This is a genomic window from Kitasatospora sp. NPDC056138, from assembly GCF_042264695.1.
Lineage (GTDB): Bacteria > Actinomycetota > Actinomycetes > Streptomycetales > Streptomycetaceae > Kitasatospora.
This window is the reverse complement of record NZ_JBHJVK010000068.1, coordinates 13,499-29,818: the sequence shown is the minus strand read 5'-3', so window position 1 is coordinate 29,818 and position 16,320 is coordinate 13,499. Positions and strand designations below refer to the sequence as shown.

General features: G+C 72.9%; 11 protein-coding genes. 7 read left to right on the top strand and 4 right to left on the bottom strand.

Features of this window, described 5'->3' with window-relative positions; genetic code table 11:
• The first annotated feature begins 53 nt into the window (after positions 1–53).
• A complete protein-coding gene (locus tag ACFC1R_RS31005; RefSeq protein WP_375944263.1) occupies positions 54–1,472 on the top strand; it encodes an APC family permease in 1,419 nt (472 codons plus the stop codon).
• Positions 1,473–1,509: 37 nt separating this feature from the next.
• Positions 1,510–3,147: an amidohydrolase gene (locus tag ACFC1R_RS31000; protein WP_375944261.1), complete on the top strand. Its 1,638-nt coding sequence runs from the start codon at positions 1,510–1,512 to the stop codon at positions 3,145–3,147.
• A 256-nt stretch (positions 3,148–3,403) separates the two neighbouring features.
• On the opposite strand, the gene ACFC1R_RS30995 is transcribed toward ACFC1R_RS31000, so the two are convergent.
• Together ACFC1R_RS30995 and ACFC1R_RS30990 are read right to left on the bottom strand one after the other, a co-directional pair.
• Entirely contained in the window at positions 3,404–4,108 is a 705-nt protein-coding gene (locus ACFC1R_RS30995; RefSeq protein WP_375944259.1) for a TetR/AcrR family transcriptional regulator, read from the bottom strand.
• Between the two features lie 114 nt (positions 4,109–4,222).
• A complete protein-coding gene (locus tag ACFC1R_RS30990) occupies positions 4,223–5,227 on the bottom strand; it encodes a LacI family DNA-binding transcriptional regulator (protein ID WP_375944257.1) in 1,005 nt (334 codons plus the stop codon).
• 353 nt (positions 5,228–5,580) lie between these two features.
• Here ACFC1R_RS30990 and ACFC1R_RS30985 point away from each other — a divergent pair, with 353 nt between their 5' ends.
• The 4 genes from ACFC1R_RS30985 (at position 5,581) to ACFC1R_RS30970 (ending at position 12,416) form a co-directional block, all read left to right on the top strand.
• Positions 5,581–5,718 carry a hypothetical protein gene (locus ACFC1R_RS30985; RefSeq protein ID WP_375944255.1) on the top strand — a complete coding sequence of 46 codons (138 nt, stop codon included), beginning with the start codon at positions 5,581–5,583 and terminating at the stop codon, positions 5,716–5,718.
• Positions 5,719–5,903: 185 nt separating this feature from the next.
• Complete coding sequence (locus tag ACFC1R_RS30980; RefSeq protein WP_375944253.1) at positions 5,904–7,790, top strand: DUF5107 domain-containing protein; 1,887 nt, start codon at positions 5,904–5,906, stop codon at positions 7,788–7,790.
• An 87-nt stretch (positions 7,791–7,877) separates the two neighbouring features.
• Positions 7,878–9,908 carry an RICIN domain-containing protein gene (locus ACFC1R_RS30975; RefSeq protein ID WP_375944251.1) on the top strand — a complete coding sequence of 677 codons (2,031 nt, stop codon included), beginning with the start codon at positions 7,878–7,880 and terminating at the stop codon, positions 9,906–9,908.
• A gap of 105 nt (positions 9,909–10,013) precedes the next feature.
• On the top strand, positions 10,014–12,416 hold the full coding sequence (locus ACFC1R_RS30970) for a ricin-type beta-trefoil lectin domain protein (RefSeq protein ID WP_375944249.1): 2,403 nt from the start codon (positions 10,014–10,016) through the stop codon (positions 12,414–12,416).
• 369 nt (positions 12,417–12,785) lie between these two features.
• On the opposite strand, the gene ACFC1R_RS30965 is transcribed toward ACFC1R_RS30970, so the two are convergent.
• Complete coding sequence (locus ACFC1R_RS30965; RefSeq protein WP_375944247.1) at positions 12,786–13,589, bottom strand: exodeoxyribonuclease III; 804 nt, start codon at positions 13,587–13,589, stop codon at positions 12,786–12,788.
• A 245-nt stretch (positions 13,590–13,834) separates the two neighbouring features.
• Here ACFC1R_RS30965 and ACFC1R_RS30960 point away from each other — a divergent pair, with 245 nt between their 5' ends.
• Positions 13,835–14,623 (top strand): GntR family transcriptional regulator, encoded by a 789-nt coding sequence (locus ACFC1R_RS30960; protein ID WP_375944245.1) that lies wholly within the window; start codon positions 13,835–13,837, stop codon positions 14,621–14,623.
• A gap of 246 nt (positions 14,624–14,869) precedes the next feature.
• Here the strand turns inward: ACFC1R_RS30960 and ACFC1R_RS30955 are convergent, their stop codons facing one another.
• On the bottom strand, positions 14,870–16,042 hold the full coding sequence (locus ACFC1R_RS30955; RefSeq protein ID WP_375944243.1) for an ROK family protein: 1,173 nt from the start codon (positions 16,040–16,042) through the stop codon (positions 14,870–14,872).
• Positions 16,043–16,320 lie beyond the last annotated feature (278 nt).

The window sequence follows — 16,320 nt, the reverse complement described above, 5'->3', positions numbered from 1 at the left end:
TGAAGGATCCGGGCTCCGGTCCGAGAGCGGACGCGAGCAGCCCCCACGTCACCATGAGCAAGTCCCTCGGCCTGCTGGACGGAGCGGTGATCGCCGCCTCCAGTACGGCCGCCACCAGCAGCATCGGCATCGGTCTGGGTCTGATGGCCGGGGTCGTCGGCCTGCACCTGCCGGCGATCATGCTGCTGGCCTTCCTCCCCGTGCTCGCCATCGCGGGCGGGTACGGGCGGCTGAACGCCGTCGAGCCGGACGCCGGCAGCAGCTACCGCTGGGTGGGTCGCACGCTCAGCCCCTGGCTGGGGTTCCTGACCGGCTGGGTGAACACGGTCGGCACCGTGGTCTTCATGGCCTACACCACGACCGTCACCGGCTCGTCGATCATCCAGCTGCTCGACCAGGCGCACGTGCGCGCCGTCGCGGGCCTTCGGCTCGACGCGGACTCGACCGTCCAGTGCACCCTGCTCGGCCTGGTGGTCCTGGTGGGTGCCGCGCTGGTCGCGGTGCGCGGGCTGGACCTGGCGGCTCGGCTGCAGAAGGCGCTGCTGGTGTTCGAGTACGCCGTGCTGCTCGGCTTCTGCGGGTACGGGCTGTTCGCGGGTGACCAGCCGTTCTCGCTCCAGTGGTACAACCCCTTCGACATCCCCTCCTTCGGCGCGGTGGCGCAGGGCATGGTGCTGGCCGTGTTCTGCTACTGGGGTTTCGAGTCGGTGTTCAGCGTCGGAGAGGAGGTCCGCGACCCGCGGGACGCCTCCCGGGGTGGCATGCTCGCCCTGGTGGTGATGATGCTGCTGTTCCTGCTCGCCGGCACGGCCTTCCAACGGGTGCTGCCGCTCGACGAGTTGGCCGACAACGGCGCGCACGGGCTCACCTACTTCGGCACCAGGCTCGCTCACCAGCCGCTGGCCGCACTGCCGTTGATCGCGCTGATGTTCTCCGCCGTGGCCTCGCTGCAGTCCTCGGTGATCCCGACCGCCCGCGGGATGTACGCGATGGGGCGCGACGGGGTGCTCGGCCCGGTCTGGACCCGGCTGCACCCTCGGCACGTCACGCCCGCGGTCGGCACGCTGCTGATCACCGGGATCGCGGTGGCTCTGGCGCTGGCCTCGATCGCCATCCCCACCGTCAACGACCTGATCTCGGCCGCCGTCAACGCGATCGGCATCGTCGTCGCCCTCTACTACGCGCTGACCGCCGTCGCGGCCGCCGTCCGGTTCCGTCACCTGCTGCGGACCAGCCCGGTGGAGGGACTGCGCGCGGTGGTCGGCCCGTTGCTCGGCGCGGCGGCGCTGCTCGCGGTCGGCGGCTACCTGGCCTGGACCTTCTACGACTCCGCCGACCACTTCGAACTGTCCGCAGACAACGGGTGGTTCGAGTTGACCGTGGTGACGCTGATGGTCGTCACCGGACTGCCGTCGGCGGCCTGGGCCCGCTGGCGTCGGCGCTCGCCGTACTTCCTCGGCACGACCGACTGACCCACCAACAGCACAACCCGAGAACGGAGCACCACCCATGACCGAGGCCGATCTGGTCTTCACCCACGGCCCCGTCCACACCGGCGACGCCGCCCGCACCCGGGCGAGCGGCCTGGCCGTGACCGGCGAGCGGATCAGCGCCGTCGGGCACGACGAGGTCCGCGAGCTGATCGGGCCGCGAACCGAGGTCGTGGACCTCACCGGCAAGCTGCTACTGCCGGGCTTCCAGGACGCGCACGTCCACGCCGTCTACGGCGGAACCGAGTTGGCCTCCTGCGACCTCACCGGCACCGTCGGCGTCGCCGACTACCTGGAGCGGGTCCGTGCGTATGCCGGAGCCAACCCCGAGCAGGTCTGGATCACCGGCAGCGGCTGGTCGATGGAGAGCTTCGAGGGCGGGCTGCCGACCCGGCAGCTGCTCGACTCCGCGGTCCCCGACCGGCCGGTGTACCTGACCAACCGCGACCACCACGGCGCCTGGGCCAACACCCGGGCCCTGGAACTGGCCGGGCTGACCCGGGACACCCCCGACCCGGCCGACGGGCGGATCGAGCGTGAGCCCGACGGCACCCCGAGCGGCATGCTCCAGGAGGGCGCGACCGCCCTCGTCGCCCGGCTGGTCCCGCCCGTCACCGCCGCCGACCGGCTGGACGGGCTGCTGCGCGCCCAGCGGCTGCTGCACTCGCTCGGCATCACCGGCTGGCAGGACGCGCTGCTCGGCGAGTTCAACGGCCAGCCGGACCCCTCCGACAGCTACCTGGCCGCCGCCCGCTCCGGCGCGCTGACCGCCCGGGTGACCGGAGCGCTCTGGTGGGAGCGCGACCGGGGTGCCGAGCAGATCCCCGAACTCGTGCGGCGGCGTGAGGAGTTGAGCCAAGGCCGGTTCCGGGCCGGCTCGGTGAAGGTCATGCAGGACGGCATCGCGGAGAACTTCACCGCCGCGATGACCAGCCCCTACCTGGACGGCTGCGGCTGCGCCACGGCCAACACGGGCCTCAGCTTCGTCGATCCGGCCGCGCTGCGCGGGTACGTCACCGAACTGGACGCGCTCGGCTTCCAGGTGCACTTCCACGCCCTCGGCGACCGGGCGGTCCGCGAGGCGCTGGACGCCGTCGAGGCCGCCCGTACGGCGAACGGCCGACGCGACACCCGGCATCACCTCGCCCACCTCCAGGTGGTCCACCCGGACGACCTGACCCGCTTCGCCAGGCTCGGTGCGGTCGCCAACATCCAGCCGCTCTGGGCCGCCCACGAACCGCAGATGGACGACCTGACCATCCCCTTCCTCGGCCCCGAGCGCGCCGCTTGGCAGTACCCGTTCGGCGCACTCCAGCGCGCGGGCGCCACTCTGGCGGCGGGCAGCGACTGGCCGGTGAGCAGTCCGGACCCGCTGGCCGGCCTGCACGTGGCCGTCAACCGGATGGAGCCGGGCGCCGTCGACGGCCGGGTCTTCCTCCCCGAGCAGCGCCTCGACCTCGCCTCCGCCATCGCGGCGTACACGGCCGGTGCGGCGTACGTGAACGGGCACGACGACGCGGGCGTGCTCGCGGTCGGGCGGCTCGCGGACCTCGTCGTGCTGGACCGCGACATCCTCACCGGGCCCGCCGAGGAGATCGCGGACGCGCGTGTGCTGCGGACGTACGTCGGGGGTGAACTCGTCCACGCGGCCGACTGATCCGGGCGCTGCCGCGACCGGGCCGTCTCCGTGCGGAGGCGGCCCGGTCGGCGTGGGCGCTGCCTCGGGGAACTGCAGGCCACCCGGCGCCGCAGCACGGCGATCTCCTTCCGCGTCGGCGACCTCCTGCTCGCCGAAGGCTTCGCCCCGGGCGCGCCGTCCGCCGCCGAGTGGGACGACGCGCAGGTGGCCGGATGGCAGCGGCGGTGCGGGGGGCGACCCGGCCGACGGCGGCCTTCCCGCCGTCCCGCCGCGCTCAGCCCGCAGCTCGGAGGCGGGCCTCGGCGGCGTCGAGGAGGAGGTCGAGGGCGTACGGGTAGCCGCTGCGGCGCATGTCGGTGGCGAGCAGGTGGGCGGTGGCGGTGATGTGGGGGTGGGTGGCGGCGTCGAGGCGGGCGTAGGAGGCCTGCCAGACCTGCAGGTCCGCGGTCCGGGCGGCGGCGGGCAGGGCGAGGGCGGCGGCGTCGAGGGCGGCGAAGCCCAGGCTCTGGTCCACGAAGGCGTGGTAGATGCGGACGGCCTCGGGGCCGGGGAAGCCGGCGGTGCGCAGGATGCCGAGGATGGCCTCGACGGCGGCGATCTCGTGAGTGCGGCCGGTGGTGCGATGGGCGGCGAGCATGGCGGCCTGCGGGTGGGCCTGGTAGTTGGCGTGGATGCGCAGGCCGATGGCGCGCAGGTCGGCGCGCCAGTCGCCGGTGGGCTGCCAGCCCTGCTGGGCACGGCCGATGAGCTCGTCGGCGATGGCGAGCAGCAGGTCGTCGGTGCTGCGGAAGTAGCGGTAGACGGCACTGGGGTCGGCGCCGAGCGAGATGCCGAGCCGCCGGACGGTGAGCGCGCCGGCGCCCTGCTGGCCGACCAGCCGCAGCGCGGTGTCGATGATCAGCTGCTGCGAGAGGACGATGCCCTGCTTGGTGGGGCGCCGACGCCGCCGCTGGGGCTCGGGGGTCACACGCTCGTTCATCCGGCCAGCCTATGACAACCACCTTGACGTAGGAAGCCGGCGGACGAAGAGGCCGTCGGGCACCGTGCCGGGGCTAATTCCGTCAACGGCGCGGCGGATCCCGGACGGGGCGGATCAGCGTCCGCCGACGGGGCCGGTGCTGTCCCGGACGACCAGCTCGGGGCGCAGCAGCTGGATAGAGTTGGCCGGACCGCCCGACCGGGTGAGGGCGCGCAGCAGCAGCTCGACGGCCTCCCGGGCCATCTCCCTTCGGGGGATGGCCACGCTGGTGAGTGCCGGCCGGGTGACGCCGACCTCCGGGGTGTCGTCGTGCCCGACGATCGACAGGTCGTGCGGGACGGAGCGGCCCGCGGCCCGGGCGGCCTCCAGGGCGCCGAGGGCGAGGACGTCGTGGGTGGCGAAGAGCGCGGTGATCGTCGGGTCTGCCGTCAGGGCTCTCGTCGCCGCCGCGAAGCCGCCCGCGGGGGTGGGCTCGGGTGCCATGTGGACGGCGTCGCCGGGGACGGTCAGGCCGTCGGCGGTGAAGGCGCGCCGGAAGCCCGCCACCCGGGGGGCGTGGTCGGGGCCGGCGAGCACGGCGACGCGTTCGTGCCCGAGTTCGCGCAGGTGGCGCCCGGCCAGGAAGCCCGCCCGCTCGTAGTCGATGGTGACCACCGGGAAGCGGTCGGGGGCGTCGGTCTCCCAGGCGCACAGGGCGACCGGGAAGGCGGCCTCGGCCAGCAGCGGCAGGTGGTCGATCAGGTCCCGGTCGCCGGCGATCAGCAGTGCGTCCACCGAGCGGCTGGTCAGGCCGGCCAGGTGTCGCTTGGCGCGCTCGCCGTCGAGCCGGGTGGTGCAGAGCAGCAGGTGGTAGCCGTTCTCGTCGAGGACGTCCTCGACCTCCTCGACGATGTCGGCGTAGAAGGAACCCGTCACGGTGGGGACGAACAGGCCCACCGTCCTGGTGGCGCCGGTGGCGAGGGAGCGTGCCACCAGGTTGGGGGTGTACCCCAGCTCCTCGATCGCTGCGCGCACCCGGGCCGCGGTCGCCGGGCTCACGGCCCCCCGCCCCCGGACGACGTTGGAGACGGTCTGCTTCGTGACCCCCGCACGCTCGGCCACGTCCTGCATCGTCACCATGACTGGATCCTTCGACTTTACCGGTCAACTCGCTTCCGGTGAAACGTAGGGCACCGGTGAAGGGTCGTCAAGATTGGTCAAAACCATGATTCCGCCTGTGACTTGATGATTCGTCGCCAGGGCGATGCCGGGTCACCGCGAGCCGGAACGGGTTTTGCAAGGCCTCTTGATTTACCGGTCAACTCGACCGTAAGGTCCCAGCAATCCAGCGACGCCACGTCCTCGGGCCCCGGCTGACGATACGTCCGCACGGCATCTCGCTCCTCCGAGAGAGGAACCACCCATGGAACGAGTCCGACGACAAGGTCTACGGCACCACCGCTGCGGCCGGCCAGGCACCGGACCTCTCGCCGGTGCTCCGGCGGCAGGTGCCCGAGGAGAACGTCCCGGGCTCCCGGGGCATCCCGGCCAGGTCCTTCGACATGCTGCCGAAGGACCCGTCCGGCTCCAACCACGACGTGATCCCGTACGGCACCACGTCCTCGTCCTGACGGACAGCCGGCGGACGACCACGCTCCCGGTGGCGTTCTCCTCGTTCGTCGCGGCACAGCAGTTCAACGGCCCGGACTGCGGCACCATGTTCGCCTGAGTCCGCATCATCCTCGCCCCCGGTGATCGCGCTCTTCTCCTGGACGGGCTCGCGGATCATCCAGGGCATGACGGTTGGGATCGGGAAATGACCTCGACACTGCGCACCGACCGGCTCCGCATCGACGGCACCCCCGACCCGGTCGGCGGCACCCTGCCGATCCTGCACGGCGTTCCGCGGCAGACCGCCGCAGGCGTCGGGGTCGATGACGAGATGCGGCGCAACCTGGCCTACGGGGTGCCCGGCACGCTGCTGCCCTACACCCGGCAGGGCGGTTACGACCGCGTCCGCGCGGAGCGTGAACTCCCCTGCGTGGTGCTGGAGAACGAGATCCTCACCGCGACCTTCCTGCCCTCGCTGGGCGGGCGGCTGTGGTCCCTGGTGCACCGGCCCGGCGGACGGGAGCTGCTGCACCGCAACCGGATCCTCCAGCCGGCCAACCTCGCCCTGCGCGACGCCTGGCTGGCCGGCGGCGTGGAGTGGAACCTCGGCACCACCGGCCACTGGCCGCTCACCTGCGAGCCGCTGCACGCCGCCCGGACGACCGCGCCGGACGGCACCCCGGGCTTGAGGATGTACGCCTTCGAACGGCTGCGGCGCCTGGTGCTGCGGATGGACACCTGGCTGCCCGCAGGCTCCCCGGTGCTGTACGTCCACATCGCCGTGCACAACCCCGCGCCGACCGAGACCCCGGTCTACTGGTGGTCCAACATCGCCGTGCCGCAGGACCGGGGCGTGCGCGTCCTCGGGCCGGCGGACCACGCCTTCCACTGCGACTACGTCAGCGATCTGCGGCGGGTGCCCTTCCCGCAGGTCGACGGCGCCGACCGCAGCTACCCCGGCCGGGTGCCGCGCGCCGCCGACTACTTCCTCGACATCCCCGGCGGCGAACGCCCCTGGATCGCCGCGCTGGACGGGGCCGGCACCGGACTCGTCCAGACCTCCACCGCGCGGCTGCGCGGCCGCAAGCTGTTCTGCTGGGGCACCGGTACCGGCGGGAGGCACTGGCAGGAGTGGCTCTCCGGCCCGGACTGCGCCTACCTGGAGATCCAGGCGGGCCTGGCCCGCACCCAGTTGGAGCACCTGCCGCTGCCCGCCGGCGCCACCTGGTCCTGGACCGAGGCGTACGGTCTGCTGCAAGCCGATCCCGCGGCTGTGCACGGGAGTTGGGAGGCCGCCCGGTCGGCCGCCGGCGAGGCGCTGGACCGGCTGGTCCCGCCGCTGGAACTGGAGCTGGCCCAGGCGCTGGCGGGTGGGTTCGGCGAGCCCGAGGAGGTGCTGGCCGAGGGCGGCGGCTGGGCCGCGCTGGAGGTCGAGGCCGGCGCCCTGCCCGCTTCGCCGATGCTGCCCTTCGGCGAGCCGGCCGCCGCCCAGGAACCCTGGCGGCAGCTCCTCAAGACCGGCACGCTGCCGGTCTGCGACCCGCCGGCCGAGCCGGTCACCGGGGCGCACTGGCGGCTGCTGCTGGAGGGGAGCGCCGCCGACTGGCACGCCCTGTACCAGCTCGGGCTGCTGCGCCTGGCGGCCGGGGAGCGGGAGTCCGCCCGCGAGGCGTTCGAGCGCTCGGTCGCCGCGCTGGCCTCGCCCTGGGCGCTGCGGGCGCTCGCCTTCCTCGCCCCGGCCCCGCAGGAGGCCGCCGACCTCATGCACTCGGCACACCGACTCCGCCCGGACCTGAGGGAGTTGACGATCGAGGTGCTGGAGTCCCTGCGGCGCGCCGAGCGTTCCGCCGAGGCGCTCGCGCTGATCGAGGAGCTGTCCCCGGCCGACCGGGCGCACGGGCGGATCAGGCTGGCCGAGGCGGAGGCGGCGCACGCCTCCGGCGACGACGACCGGGTGCGGCGCCTGCTGGCCGAGGGCATCCGGGTCGACACCATGCGCGAAGGGGAGGTCTCCCTGGACACCCTCTGGCGCGCCGTCCACCCCGGCACGCCCGTGCCACCGCAGTACGACTTCCGGATGGCGGACGGCTGAGCCGCCGTCGCCCGCCGACCGCCCTCCCGTTCCGCACCCCCCGCACCGAGGGGCGCAACGGCGCCCCGCCACGGAAGAGGAGTACCCGTGTCACCCCTGCGCACCAGATGGGCCGGCGCCCTCACCGCCGCAACGCTGGCCGTCCTCGGCACCGGCACCCTGGCCGCCACCCCGGCGGCGGCCGGGCACGCGGCGGCCACGTACACGATCTCGATCACGAGGACCGGCTCGTACGCGTACCCGGACGACACCCCGGCGAGCGTCTACACCGACAAGGACGGCACGTTCCACTTCCAGCAGTCGCACTCGCTGTACGGCGCGAAGGACCCCCGGCAGTGGGACTTCTACACCGGCGCGGACTTCGAGAGCGCCACCAGGTCGGCCGAGATCAGCGACGCCGTCAACCCCGCCAACCCCGACGACCGGAACGACGACACCACCTGGCGGTGCAACAACAGCCCCACCGGCCTGGAGTCCAGCAGCGCGCCGCAGGGCTCCGGTTATTCCCAGAAGAACTTCTGCGATCTGGTCGGGGTCTGGGTCGACCCGGACACCGGGGACTGGTACGGGCTGGTGCACAACGAGTTCACCCCCCAGCCCTTCGGCGACGGCCTGCACTACGACGCGATCGACTACGCCGTCTCCACCGACCAGGGCCGGACCTGGACCATCAGGGACCACGCCATCACCTCCCCGTACGGCACCACCCGGGGGGACACCGCCGCCTTCCCCAACCAGACCTACGACTACGGCGACGGCGACCCCCGCCTGTTCGTCGACACCGCCTCGGGCTACTTCTACGTCTACTACGGCTCCCGGATCGTCCCCAAGGCCGGCGTGGGCGGCGGCAACGGCGGCCTGGCCCACGTCGCGCGCGCCCCGATCTCGGCGAAGATGGCGCCCGGCTCCTGGCAGAAGTGGTACGACGGCGCCTGGTCGCAGCCCGGCGCGGGCGGCCTGGAGAGCAACATGGTGCCGGTCACCCCGGCCACGCCGACCGGGTACACCCCGCCCGCGAAGGACTACCGCCCGAGCACCACCGGCTCGGTGGACCAGCAGATCGCGGCCGGCCGACTCCCGTCCAAGTCACCGCTGTTCATCATGAACATCGCCTACGACGCCTACCTGGGCCTGTACATCGGCGAACCCGAGGTGGTGTCCGGCACCGCGCCGCAGCAGTTCTACGCCACCAGGGACCTCGCCACCCAGCAGTGGACCCTGATCGGCGACAGCGGCGGCTACACCTCGGGCTCCTGGTACCGCTGGATGCTCGACACCGCCAGCCGCACGGGCGGCACGGTCATCGGCAGGACCTTCCGCTCGTACTGCTCCATCGCCTGCGCAGGCTCCGACGGCGAGTACGCCGACATCGCCATCGGCTCCTCGGCGCCGGCCGCCCCGCCGGTCGACCCGACCAGGACGTACCGGGTCCAGAGCGGCGACGGCCGCGTCCTCGCCCAGGCCACCGGCGGCTCCGCCACCACCTCCCGGGCCCGGCCCACCGGCTCCGCCCGCGAGTCCTGGAGGTTCCTGGCCGAAGGCGACGGCTCCTACCGGATCGCCAACGCCGCCACCGGGCAGCTGCTGGGCGTCGACTCCGCCTCGACGGCCGGCCGGGCCTGGGGCGCGGGACTGACCGCGACCTCGGCCGCCGGCGGGCACGCCACCGTTGGCCAGCAGTGGTTCATCCTCCCCAGCAAGGCCGGGAAGGGCCGGTTCCAGTTGGTGAACCGCTACAGCGGCCTGGTGGTCGGCATGTCCGCAGTGGCGGGCCGACTCACCGAGACCACGCCCGCCCGCTCCTGGAGCGACACCACCGGCAGCACGGTCGGCGACGGCCGCACGGCTGCCGAGCAGGCCCTCGCCTTCACCCCGACCGGGACGGTCCACGGGACGGTCCTGCTCACCACCCCCGGCGACCGGTCCGGCACCGTCGGCCAGGCCGCCGCGGTCCAGTTCGGCGCCACCGACAGCGCCGGCAGGCCGCTCGCCTTCTCGGCGACCGGCCTGCCCGCCGGACTCTCCATCGGCTCCTTCGGCCCGGCCGCCGCCGGCGCCCGGGTCGTCCAGCGGACCTGTGGCACCGGCCGTACCAACCAGCAGTGGACCGTCTCGTAACGGCACCGGAGAAGCCCCTGCCCCCTGCGCCGTGTCGGACACCCTGCCTGGGTGTCCGACACGGAGGAACGCCATCCCCCGTCCCTCCCCACTCCGGAGACGCCCATGGGCCGTCAACACCTGTCATCGATCTGGCGCACCGCCCTCAGCGCGGCGCTCGTCCTCGCGGGCGCGCTGGGTGGCCTGGCCGCGCCGCCGGCCGCCCGGGCCGCCGCACCGAAGGCCGTCCCCACCACCACCGTCACCGTCGACGGAACCAAGCCGGGCCTCACCTTCGACGGGGTCGGCGCGATCTCCGGCGGCGGCGGCAACTCGCGCCTGCTGGTGGACTATCCGGAGCCCCAGCGCAGCCAGCTGCTGGACTACCTGTTCAAGCCCGGCCACGGCGCCTCGCTGCAGGTGCTGAAGCTGGAGATCGGCGGCGACACCAACTCCACCGACGGCGCCGAGACCAGCATCGAGCACACCCGGGGCACCGTCGACTGCAACCAGGGCTACGAGTGGTGGCTGGCCGAGCAGGCCGAGGCCCGCAACCCCGCCATCAAGTTCTACGGCCTGTCCTGGGGCGCCCCCGGCTGGATCGGCGACGGCAACTTCTGGTCCCAGGACTCCATCGACTACCTGATGTCCTGGATGGGCTGCGCGGCCAAGCACCACCTGAACGTGTCCTACCTCGGCGGGTGGAACGAGCGGGGCTACGACAAGTCCTGGTACGAGAACCTCAAGAGCACGCTCGCCGCGCGCGGTTACGGTGCCACCGAGGTCGTCGCCGCGGACGACGGCTGGGGCGTGGCCGACGCCATGGCCACCGACCCGGCGTTCAAGAACGCCGTCGACATCGTCGGTGTGCACTATCCCTGCGGGTACATGAGCTCCTTCACCGACTGCCCGAGCACGGCGAACGCCAAGGCGCTCGGAAAGCCGCTGTGGGCGAGCGAGAACGGCTCCGAGGACGCCGACGGCGGCGCCCCGGCGGTGGCGCGCGGGATCAACCGCGGCTACCTCGACGGGAAGATGACCTCGTTCATCAACTGGCCGGTCATCGCCGCGCTCTACCCCGACCTGTTCTTCTCCACCGACGGCATGTCGATCGCCGACCAGCCCTGGTCCGGCAACTACGGCATCGGCAAGACGACCTGGGTCACCGCGCACACCACCCAGTTCGCCGAGCCCGGCTGGCGCTACATCGACTCCGCGAGCGGGTACCTCGGCGGTGCGCGCGCCAACGGCAGCTACGTCACGCTGAAGAGCACGAACGAGCGCGACTACAGCACCGTCATCGAGACCATGGACGCCACCGCCGCCCAGCGTGCGAGCTTCACGGTCACCGGCGGCCTGTCCGCCGGCAAGGTCCACGTCTGGTCCACCGACCTCGACTCCACCAACCCGGCCGACTGGTTCGTCCACCAGCAGGACGTCACCCCGTCGCACGGCGGCTACACCCTCACCCTGCAGCCCGGCCGGGTCTACACCGTGACCACCACCACCGGCCAGGGCAAGGGCACCGCCACCCCGCCGGCCGCCGCGCCGATGAAGCTGCCCTACACGGACGGCTTCGACACCCCGGCCACGACCACCTCGCCGAAGTACTTCACGGACATGAACGGCGCCTTCCAGACCGTCGCCTGCGGCGGCGGCCGCACCGGCACCTGCCTGCGCCAGATGGCCCCGGCCTCGCCGATCCGCTGGACCGACGAGCGCTACAACGCCCCGTACACGATGATGGGCGACGGCAGCTGGTCCAACTACACCGTCAGCGCCGACACCATGTTCGAGCAGTCGAGCACCATCGAACTCCTGGGCCGGGTCAACCGGCAGGGCCGCAACAACAACGGTCTGAACGCCTACCACCTGCGGGTGAGCGACACCGGCGCCTGGTCCATCGACAAGAGCGACACCGGCTGGAACTTCACCACCCTCGCGAGCGGCACCACCACCGTCCTCGGCACCGGCCGTTGGCACAGCGTCGCGCTCTCCCTGGACAACGAGACCCTCACCGCGAGCATCGACGGCACCACCGTGGGCAGCGCGACCGACGCGAGCTTCACCGACGGGCGCGCCGGCCTCGGCGTGACCGGCTACCAGACCGACCAGTTCGACAACTTCGCCCTCACCCCCGGCACGCCGACCAGCCACACCGGCCCGGTCGCCTCGGCGCTGCCCGGCACCTGCGCCCGCCCCGCCTCCGGCACCAGCGGCGCCGCCGTGCAGCTCTGGGCCTGCGACGGCAGCGCCGAGCAGACGTGGACCTGGTCCAACGGCACCCTCACCCACAACGGCAAGTGCCTCGACGTCACCGGCGCCGCCACCGTCAACGGCTCCCCGGTCGAACTGTGGGACTGCACCGGTGGCGCCAACCAGCAGTGGACGCCCCAGCCGGACGGCACCCTGAGGAGCACGCAGTCCGGCCGCTGCCTCGACGACCCGGCCTACGCCACCGCCAACGGCACCACGCTGGAGATCTGGGACTGCAACGGCGGCGCCAACCAGCGCTGGACCCTCCCGTGACCGGCTGACCGTCCGGACCCGGACCGACGCAGTCCGCCCGGCCCCGAGCGACACCCCGCCCGGGGCCGGGCGCGTCGGTAGAGCGGTGACGGGAGGCGGATGGCGGGGCCGGCCCCGGCCCGAGCCGGCCGCGCCACAGGGACTGGCCGGGTGACGGCTCCGCCGGGGGATCCCGCGACGGTTGTCGTGCCATCGGGAGTGATCACCAGCACCGACGACACGAGCGTCATCGAAGCGTCTCCGAAGGACGGACTCCCAAGACCGGCAGCCGGCCACGGAGTGACCGGTCGTCCTGGGGTCGGACCGGTGCCACGCCGCCGTGCAGCACCCGCCGGGCCGACCGACCGCACCGTCGTCCGAGCCGGATTCCTAGGAGTCGTGGTCGTAGGCGACCGTCACGGGCGCGTGGTCGGACCAGCGCTCGGCGTGGGTGGCGGCGCGTTCGACGCGGGCGCTGGTGACGCGCTCGGCCAGGCCCGGGGTGGTCATCTGGTAGTCGATCCGCCAGCCCGAGTCGTTGTCGAAGGCACGGCCCCGGTAGGACCACCAGCTGTAGGGGCCGTCCTGGTCGGGGTGGAGACGGCGGACCACGTCCACGTAGCCGACCTCCTCCAGGACCCGGGTCAGCCAGGCGCGCTCCTCCGGGAGGAAGCCGGCGTTCTTCTGGTTGGCCTTCCAGTTCTTGAGGTCGGCGGGCTGGTGGGCGATGTTCCAGTCACCGCAGACCACGACCTCGCGGCCGTCCTTCGCCGCCCGCGCGCGCAGCTCGGCGAGGTGGACGAGGAACTCCGCCATGAAGCGTTCCTTCTCGTCCTGGCGTTCGGTGCCGACCTCGCCGGACGGGAGGTAGAGGCTGGCCACGGTCAGCCCCGGCAGGTCGATGTCCGCGTACCTTCCCGAACCGTCGAACTCGGCCGAGCCGAACCCGATCGCCGTACGCTCCGGAGCCTTCCGCGAGAGCACGGCCACGCCGGCCCGGCCCTTGCTGGCCGCAGGTGCCCAGACCGCGTGCCAGCCGGGCAGGTCGCGCAGTTCGGCGGGCAACTGCTCCGGCTCGGAGCGCACCTCCTGCAGACAGACCACATCCGCCTCGGTGGCCGCCAACCACTCCAGGAAGCCCTTCTTGGCGGCAGCCCGGATGCCATTCACGTTCACACTCGTCACCACGATCACCGGGGAAGGGTATCCGTCCTGCTCCCGGCCGGGCGAGCGTCCGCGCCCGTGCCGAGCGGCCCGGATGAAGGTCCGATGAGAAGGACGTGTGCGGTGTCATTGGTCTTGACCATCTCGTCGGGCACCCCCTAGGGTCGCTTACTGCAAAGACCTTTAATAAAGAAGGACTGATAAAGCCTGCCCCTCCCACCTGCCACAACACAGGGCACGGGGCCGGTCCGACGTCCTTCAGGGTGGAGGACACGATGGGGCAAGGACGGCTGGCGACAGTACCGGAGCCCAAGTACTGGCACCTGCGCACGGTGCTGCTGCGGACCATCGACGAGGAGTTCTCCACCGGCCAGGTCATTCCGAACGAGCGTGAGCTGTCCGCCCGTTTCGGCGTGGCCCGGGCCACCCTCCGGCAGGCGCTGGACCAGCTGGAGCTGGAGGGCCGCCTGGTCCGCCGCCGCGGCATCGGCACCCTGATCGCCGCGCCCCGCGTCGGCATCCCGGTCAGCACCCCCGGCGAGAGCGGCCCCGGTGCCCCCGGCGGCAGCCTGACCTGGCGCGCCGTGGACTGCGTGAGTGCCCCGGCCTCCGCCCAGCTCGCGTCGGCACTCGGCATCCCGGCGGGCGAGACGGTGCACACCGTTCGCCGACTGCGGCTGGTCCAGGGCCAGATCATGGCCACCGAGTCGCTGCACGTGCCGGACTCGGCCGTACCGCACCTGCCCGCCGTTCCGCACGTCGTCGGTGGTGCCACCGAGCAGGACCAGGCGAAGTCGGTCCTGCGGCAGCTGGAGCGGCTCGGCGTGGACGGCGAGTCCCGCTCGGTCGAGCTCGGTGTCGCCGAGGCCGAGCAGGCCGCCCTGCTGGAGCGTCCGCCGGGCACCCCGGTCCTGGTGGTCACCGCCCAGTACGCGGTGGCCGGCCGGCTGGTCGCCCTCGCCGTCTCCACCTACCGGGCCGACACCTGCAAGCTGACCTTCGGCGAGACCGGCAAGGTCGAGGTCACCCCGGTCCAGGCGGGCGCGGTCCGTACCGCCTCCTGAAGCCGGGCCGCTCGCCGCTGTCGCTGCGCCGTGCCGCGCTGTGCGCAGTCAGGGGCGCGGGGAACCGCGCGGGACGGAAGGCGCCACGGTCCGGCCGCGCCCGGAAGAGCGCGGTGCACCTCGCGAACTCCCCTTGGGGCGGTGCGGGTTGCCCTGTCGGGTGGCGGCGCGGCCCGCTGCCCTGCCGTTTCGCGCAGTTCCCCGCCCCCTGGGGCTTGCCCTTTGCCCGTGGGGCGGTGGGGAGCCCTAGCGTGGGCCGATCGCCGGAGGGTCGACTGCGAAGAGCTGCTCCTCGACGTGGTCGAGTGCGACGCGCAGCGCACCCATGGCGACCACCTCCTCGCCCAGGGCCGCCAGAGCGACCTCCGGTGCCCGCAGGCAGTACAGCGCCAACTGCTCGCGCAGCGGCTCCAGTACGCCGTCCAGCCCGGCCGCCCAGCCGCCGACCACGACCAACTGCGGGTCCAGCGCCAGCACCAGCGCCGCCACGTCGTGCACCAGCCGCCGCAGGAAGCGGTCCATCGCGACCCGGGCGACCTCGTCGCCCTCCCGCGCCAGCCGCAGCACCCGCGCCACCGCGGCCTCGTCCAGCGGGTCCAGCGGCTTGCCGGTGGTGGACAACAGCCGTTCGGGCGTGGCCTCCTGGCCGAGCAGGTGCAGTGCGCCGATCTCCCCTGCGGCGCCGCCGAAGCCCCGGTGCAGTCTGCCGTTGATCAGCGAACCGGCGCCGGGGCTGAGTCCGGCCATCACGAAGACCACGTCGCCCTTGCCGACCGCCGCGCCCTGCCAGTGTTCGGCGATGGCGGCCAGGTTGGCGTCGTTCTCGATCAGTACGGGGCAGCGGAAGGAACGGCGCAGCCGGGCGCCGAGGTCGAGACCGGTCCAGCCGGGCATGGCGGTGCCGAGCCGGATGGTGCCGTCGCGGTTCACGATGCCGGGGCTGCCGACGGCGACCGCCCAGAGGCTGTCGCGGGAGACGCCCGTCCTGCGCAGGACCTCGGCGACGGTCGCGCGGACGGCGCAGAGCCGTTCCTCGGGGTCCAGGGTCCCGTCGACCTCCCTGGCCTCGCTGCCGAGCAGTTCGCCGGTCAGGTCGGCGAGCACGACCCGCAGACCGTGCACGCCGATCTCGATGCCCAGGACGTGCCCGGCCTCGGCGCGGAAGCGGAACCAGCGGGCGGGGCGGCCGCGCTGACGGGTGCCCGGCGGTTGGCCGGCCGGGGTGTGGTCGACCTCGGCGACCAGTCCGGATTCCATCAGGCCCTCGATCACGCCTTCGACGGTGGGCCGGGAGAGGCCGGTGTCGCCGACGAGTTGGGTGAGCGTGACCGATCGGCCGTTGCGCAGCGTGCGCAGCGTGACCGCCGCGTTGATCCGTCGCAGCAGGGAGGAGTCCCCTCCGGTGAGCCGATCCGCCAAGTCCCTGCACCTTCCGCGTACGCGCGACAGCTCTGGCGCGCAGTGCCCAGTGCGCGCAGACCCCCAGCTGTCCCGCGAGCATCGCCGAACCGGACGGCGCGACACGGGGTTACGGCACCGGAGGGCGTGAGCCGGATGCTACTCGGGAGTTACCGCTCTAGCGAGCATTTCCGCAGCTCATAACGGCTTCGGTATCGAAACGGTACGTACCGTGTGAGGATCGGGTGTGCGCCGGGGGCGAGTGGAGCAGGTGCGGTGGAACCTCGGGGGAACGCTGC

What these genes read in the sequence shown, in the direction of transcription:
- ACFC1R_RS31005 (WP_375944263.1), top strand. Translation starts at nt 54, where the DNA reads ATGAGCAAGTCCCTCGGCCTGCTGGACGGAGCGGTGATCGCCGCCTCC.
- ACFC1R_RS31000 (WP_375944261.1), top strand. Translation starts at nt 1,510, where the DNA reads ATGACCGAGGCCGATCTGGTCTTCACCCACGGCCCCGTCCACACCGGC.
- ACFC1R_RS30995 (WP_375944259.1), bottom strand. Translation starts at nt 4,108, where the DNA reads ATGAACGAGCGTGTGACCCCCGAGCCCCAGCGGCGGCGTCGGCGCCCC.
- ACFC1R_RS30990 (WP_375944257.1), bottom strand. Translation starts at nt 5,227, where the DNA reads ATGGTGACGATGCAGGACGTGGCCGAGCGTGCGGGGGTCACGAAGCAG.
- ACFC1R_RS30980 (WP_375944253.1), top strand. Translation starts at nt 5,904, where the DNA reads ATGACCTCGACACTGCGCACCGACCGGCTCCGCATCGACGGCACCCCC.
- ACFC1R_RS30970 (WP_375944249.1), top strand. Translation starts at nt 10,014, where the DNA reads ATGGGCCGTCAACACCTGTCATCGATCTGGCGCACCGCCCTCAGCGCG.
- ACFC1R_RS30960 (WP_375944245.1), top strand. Translation starts at nt 13,835, where the DNA reads ATGGGGCAAGGACGGCTGGCGACAGTACCGGAGCCCAAGTACTGGCAC.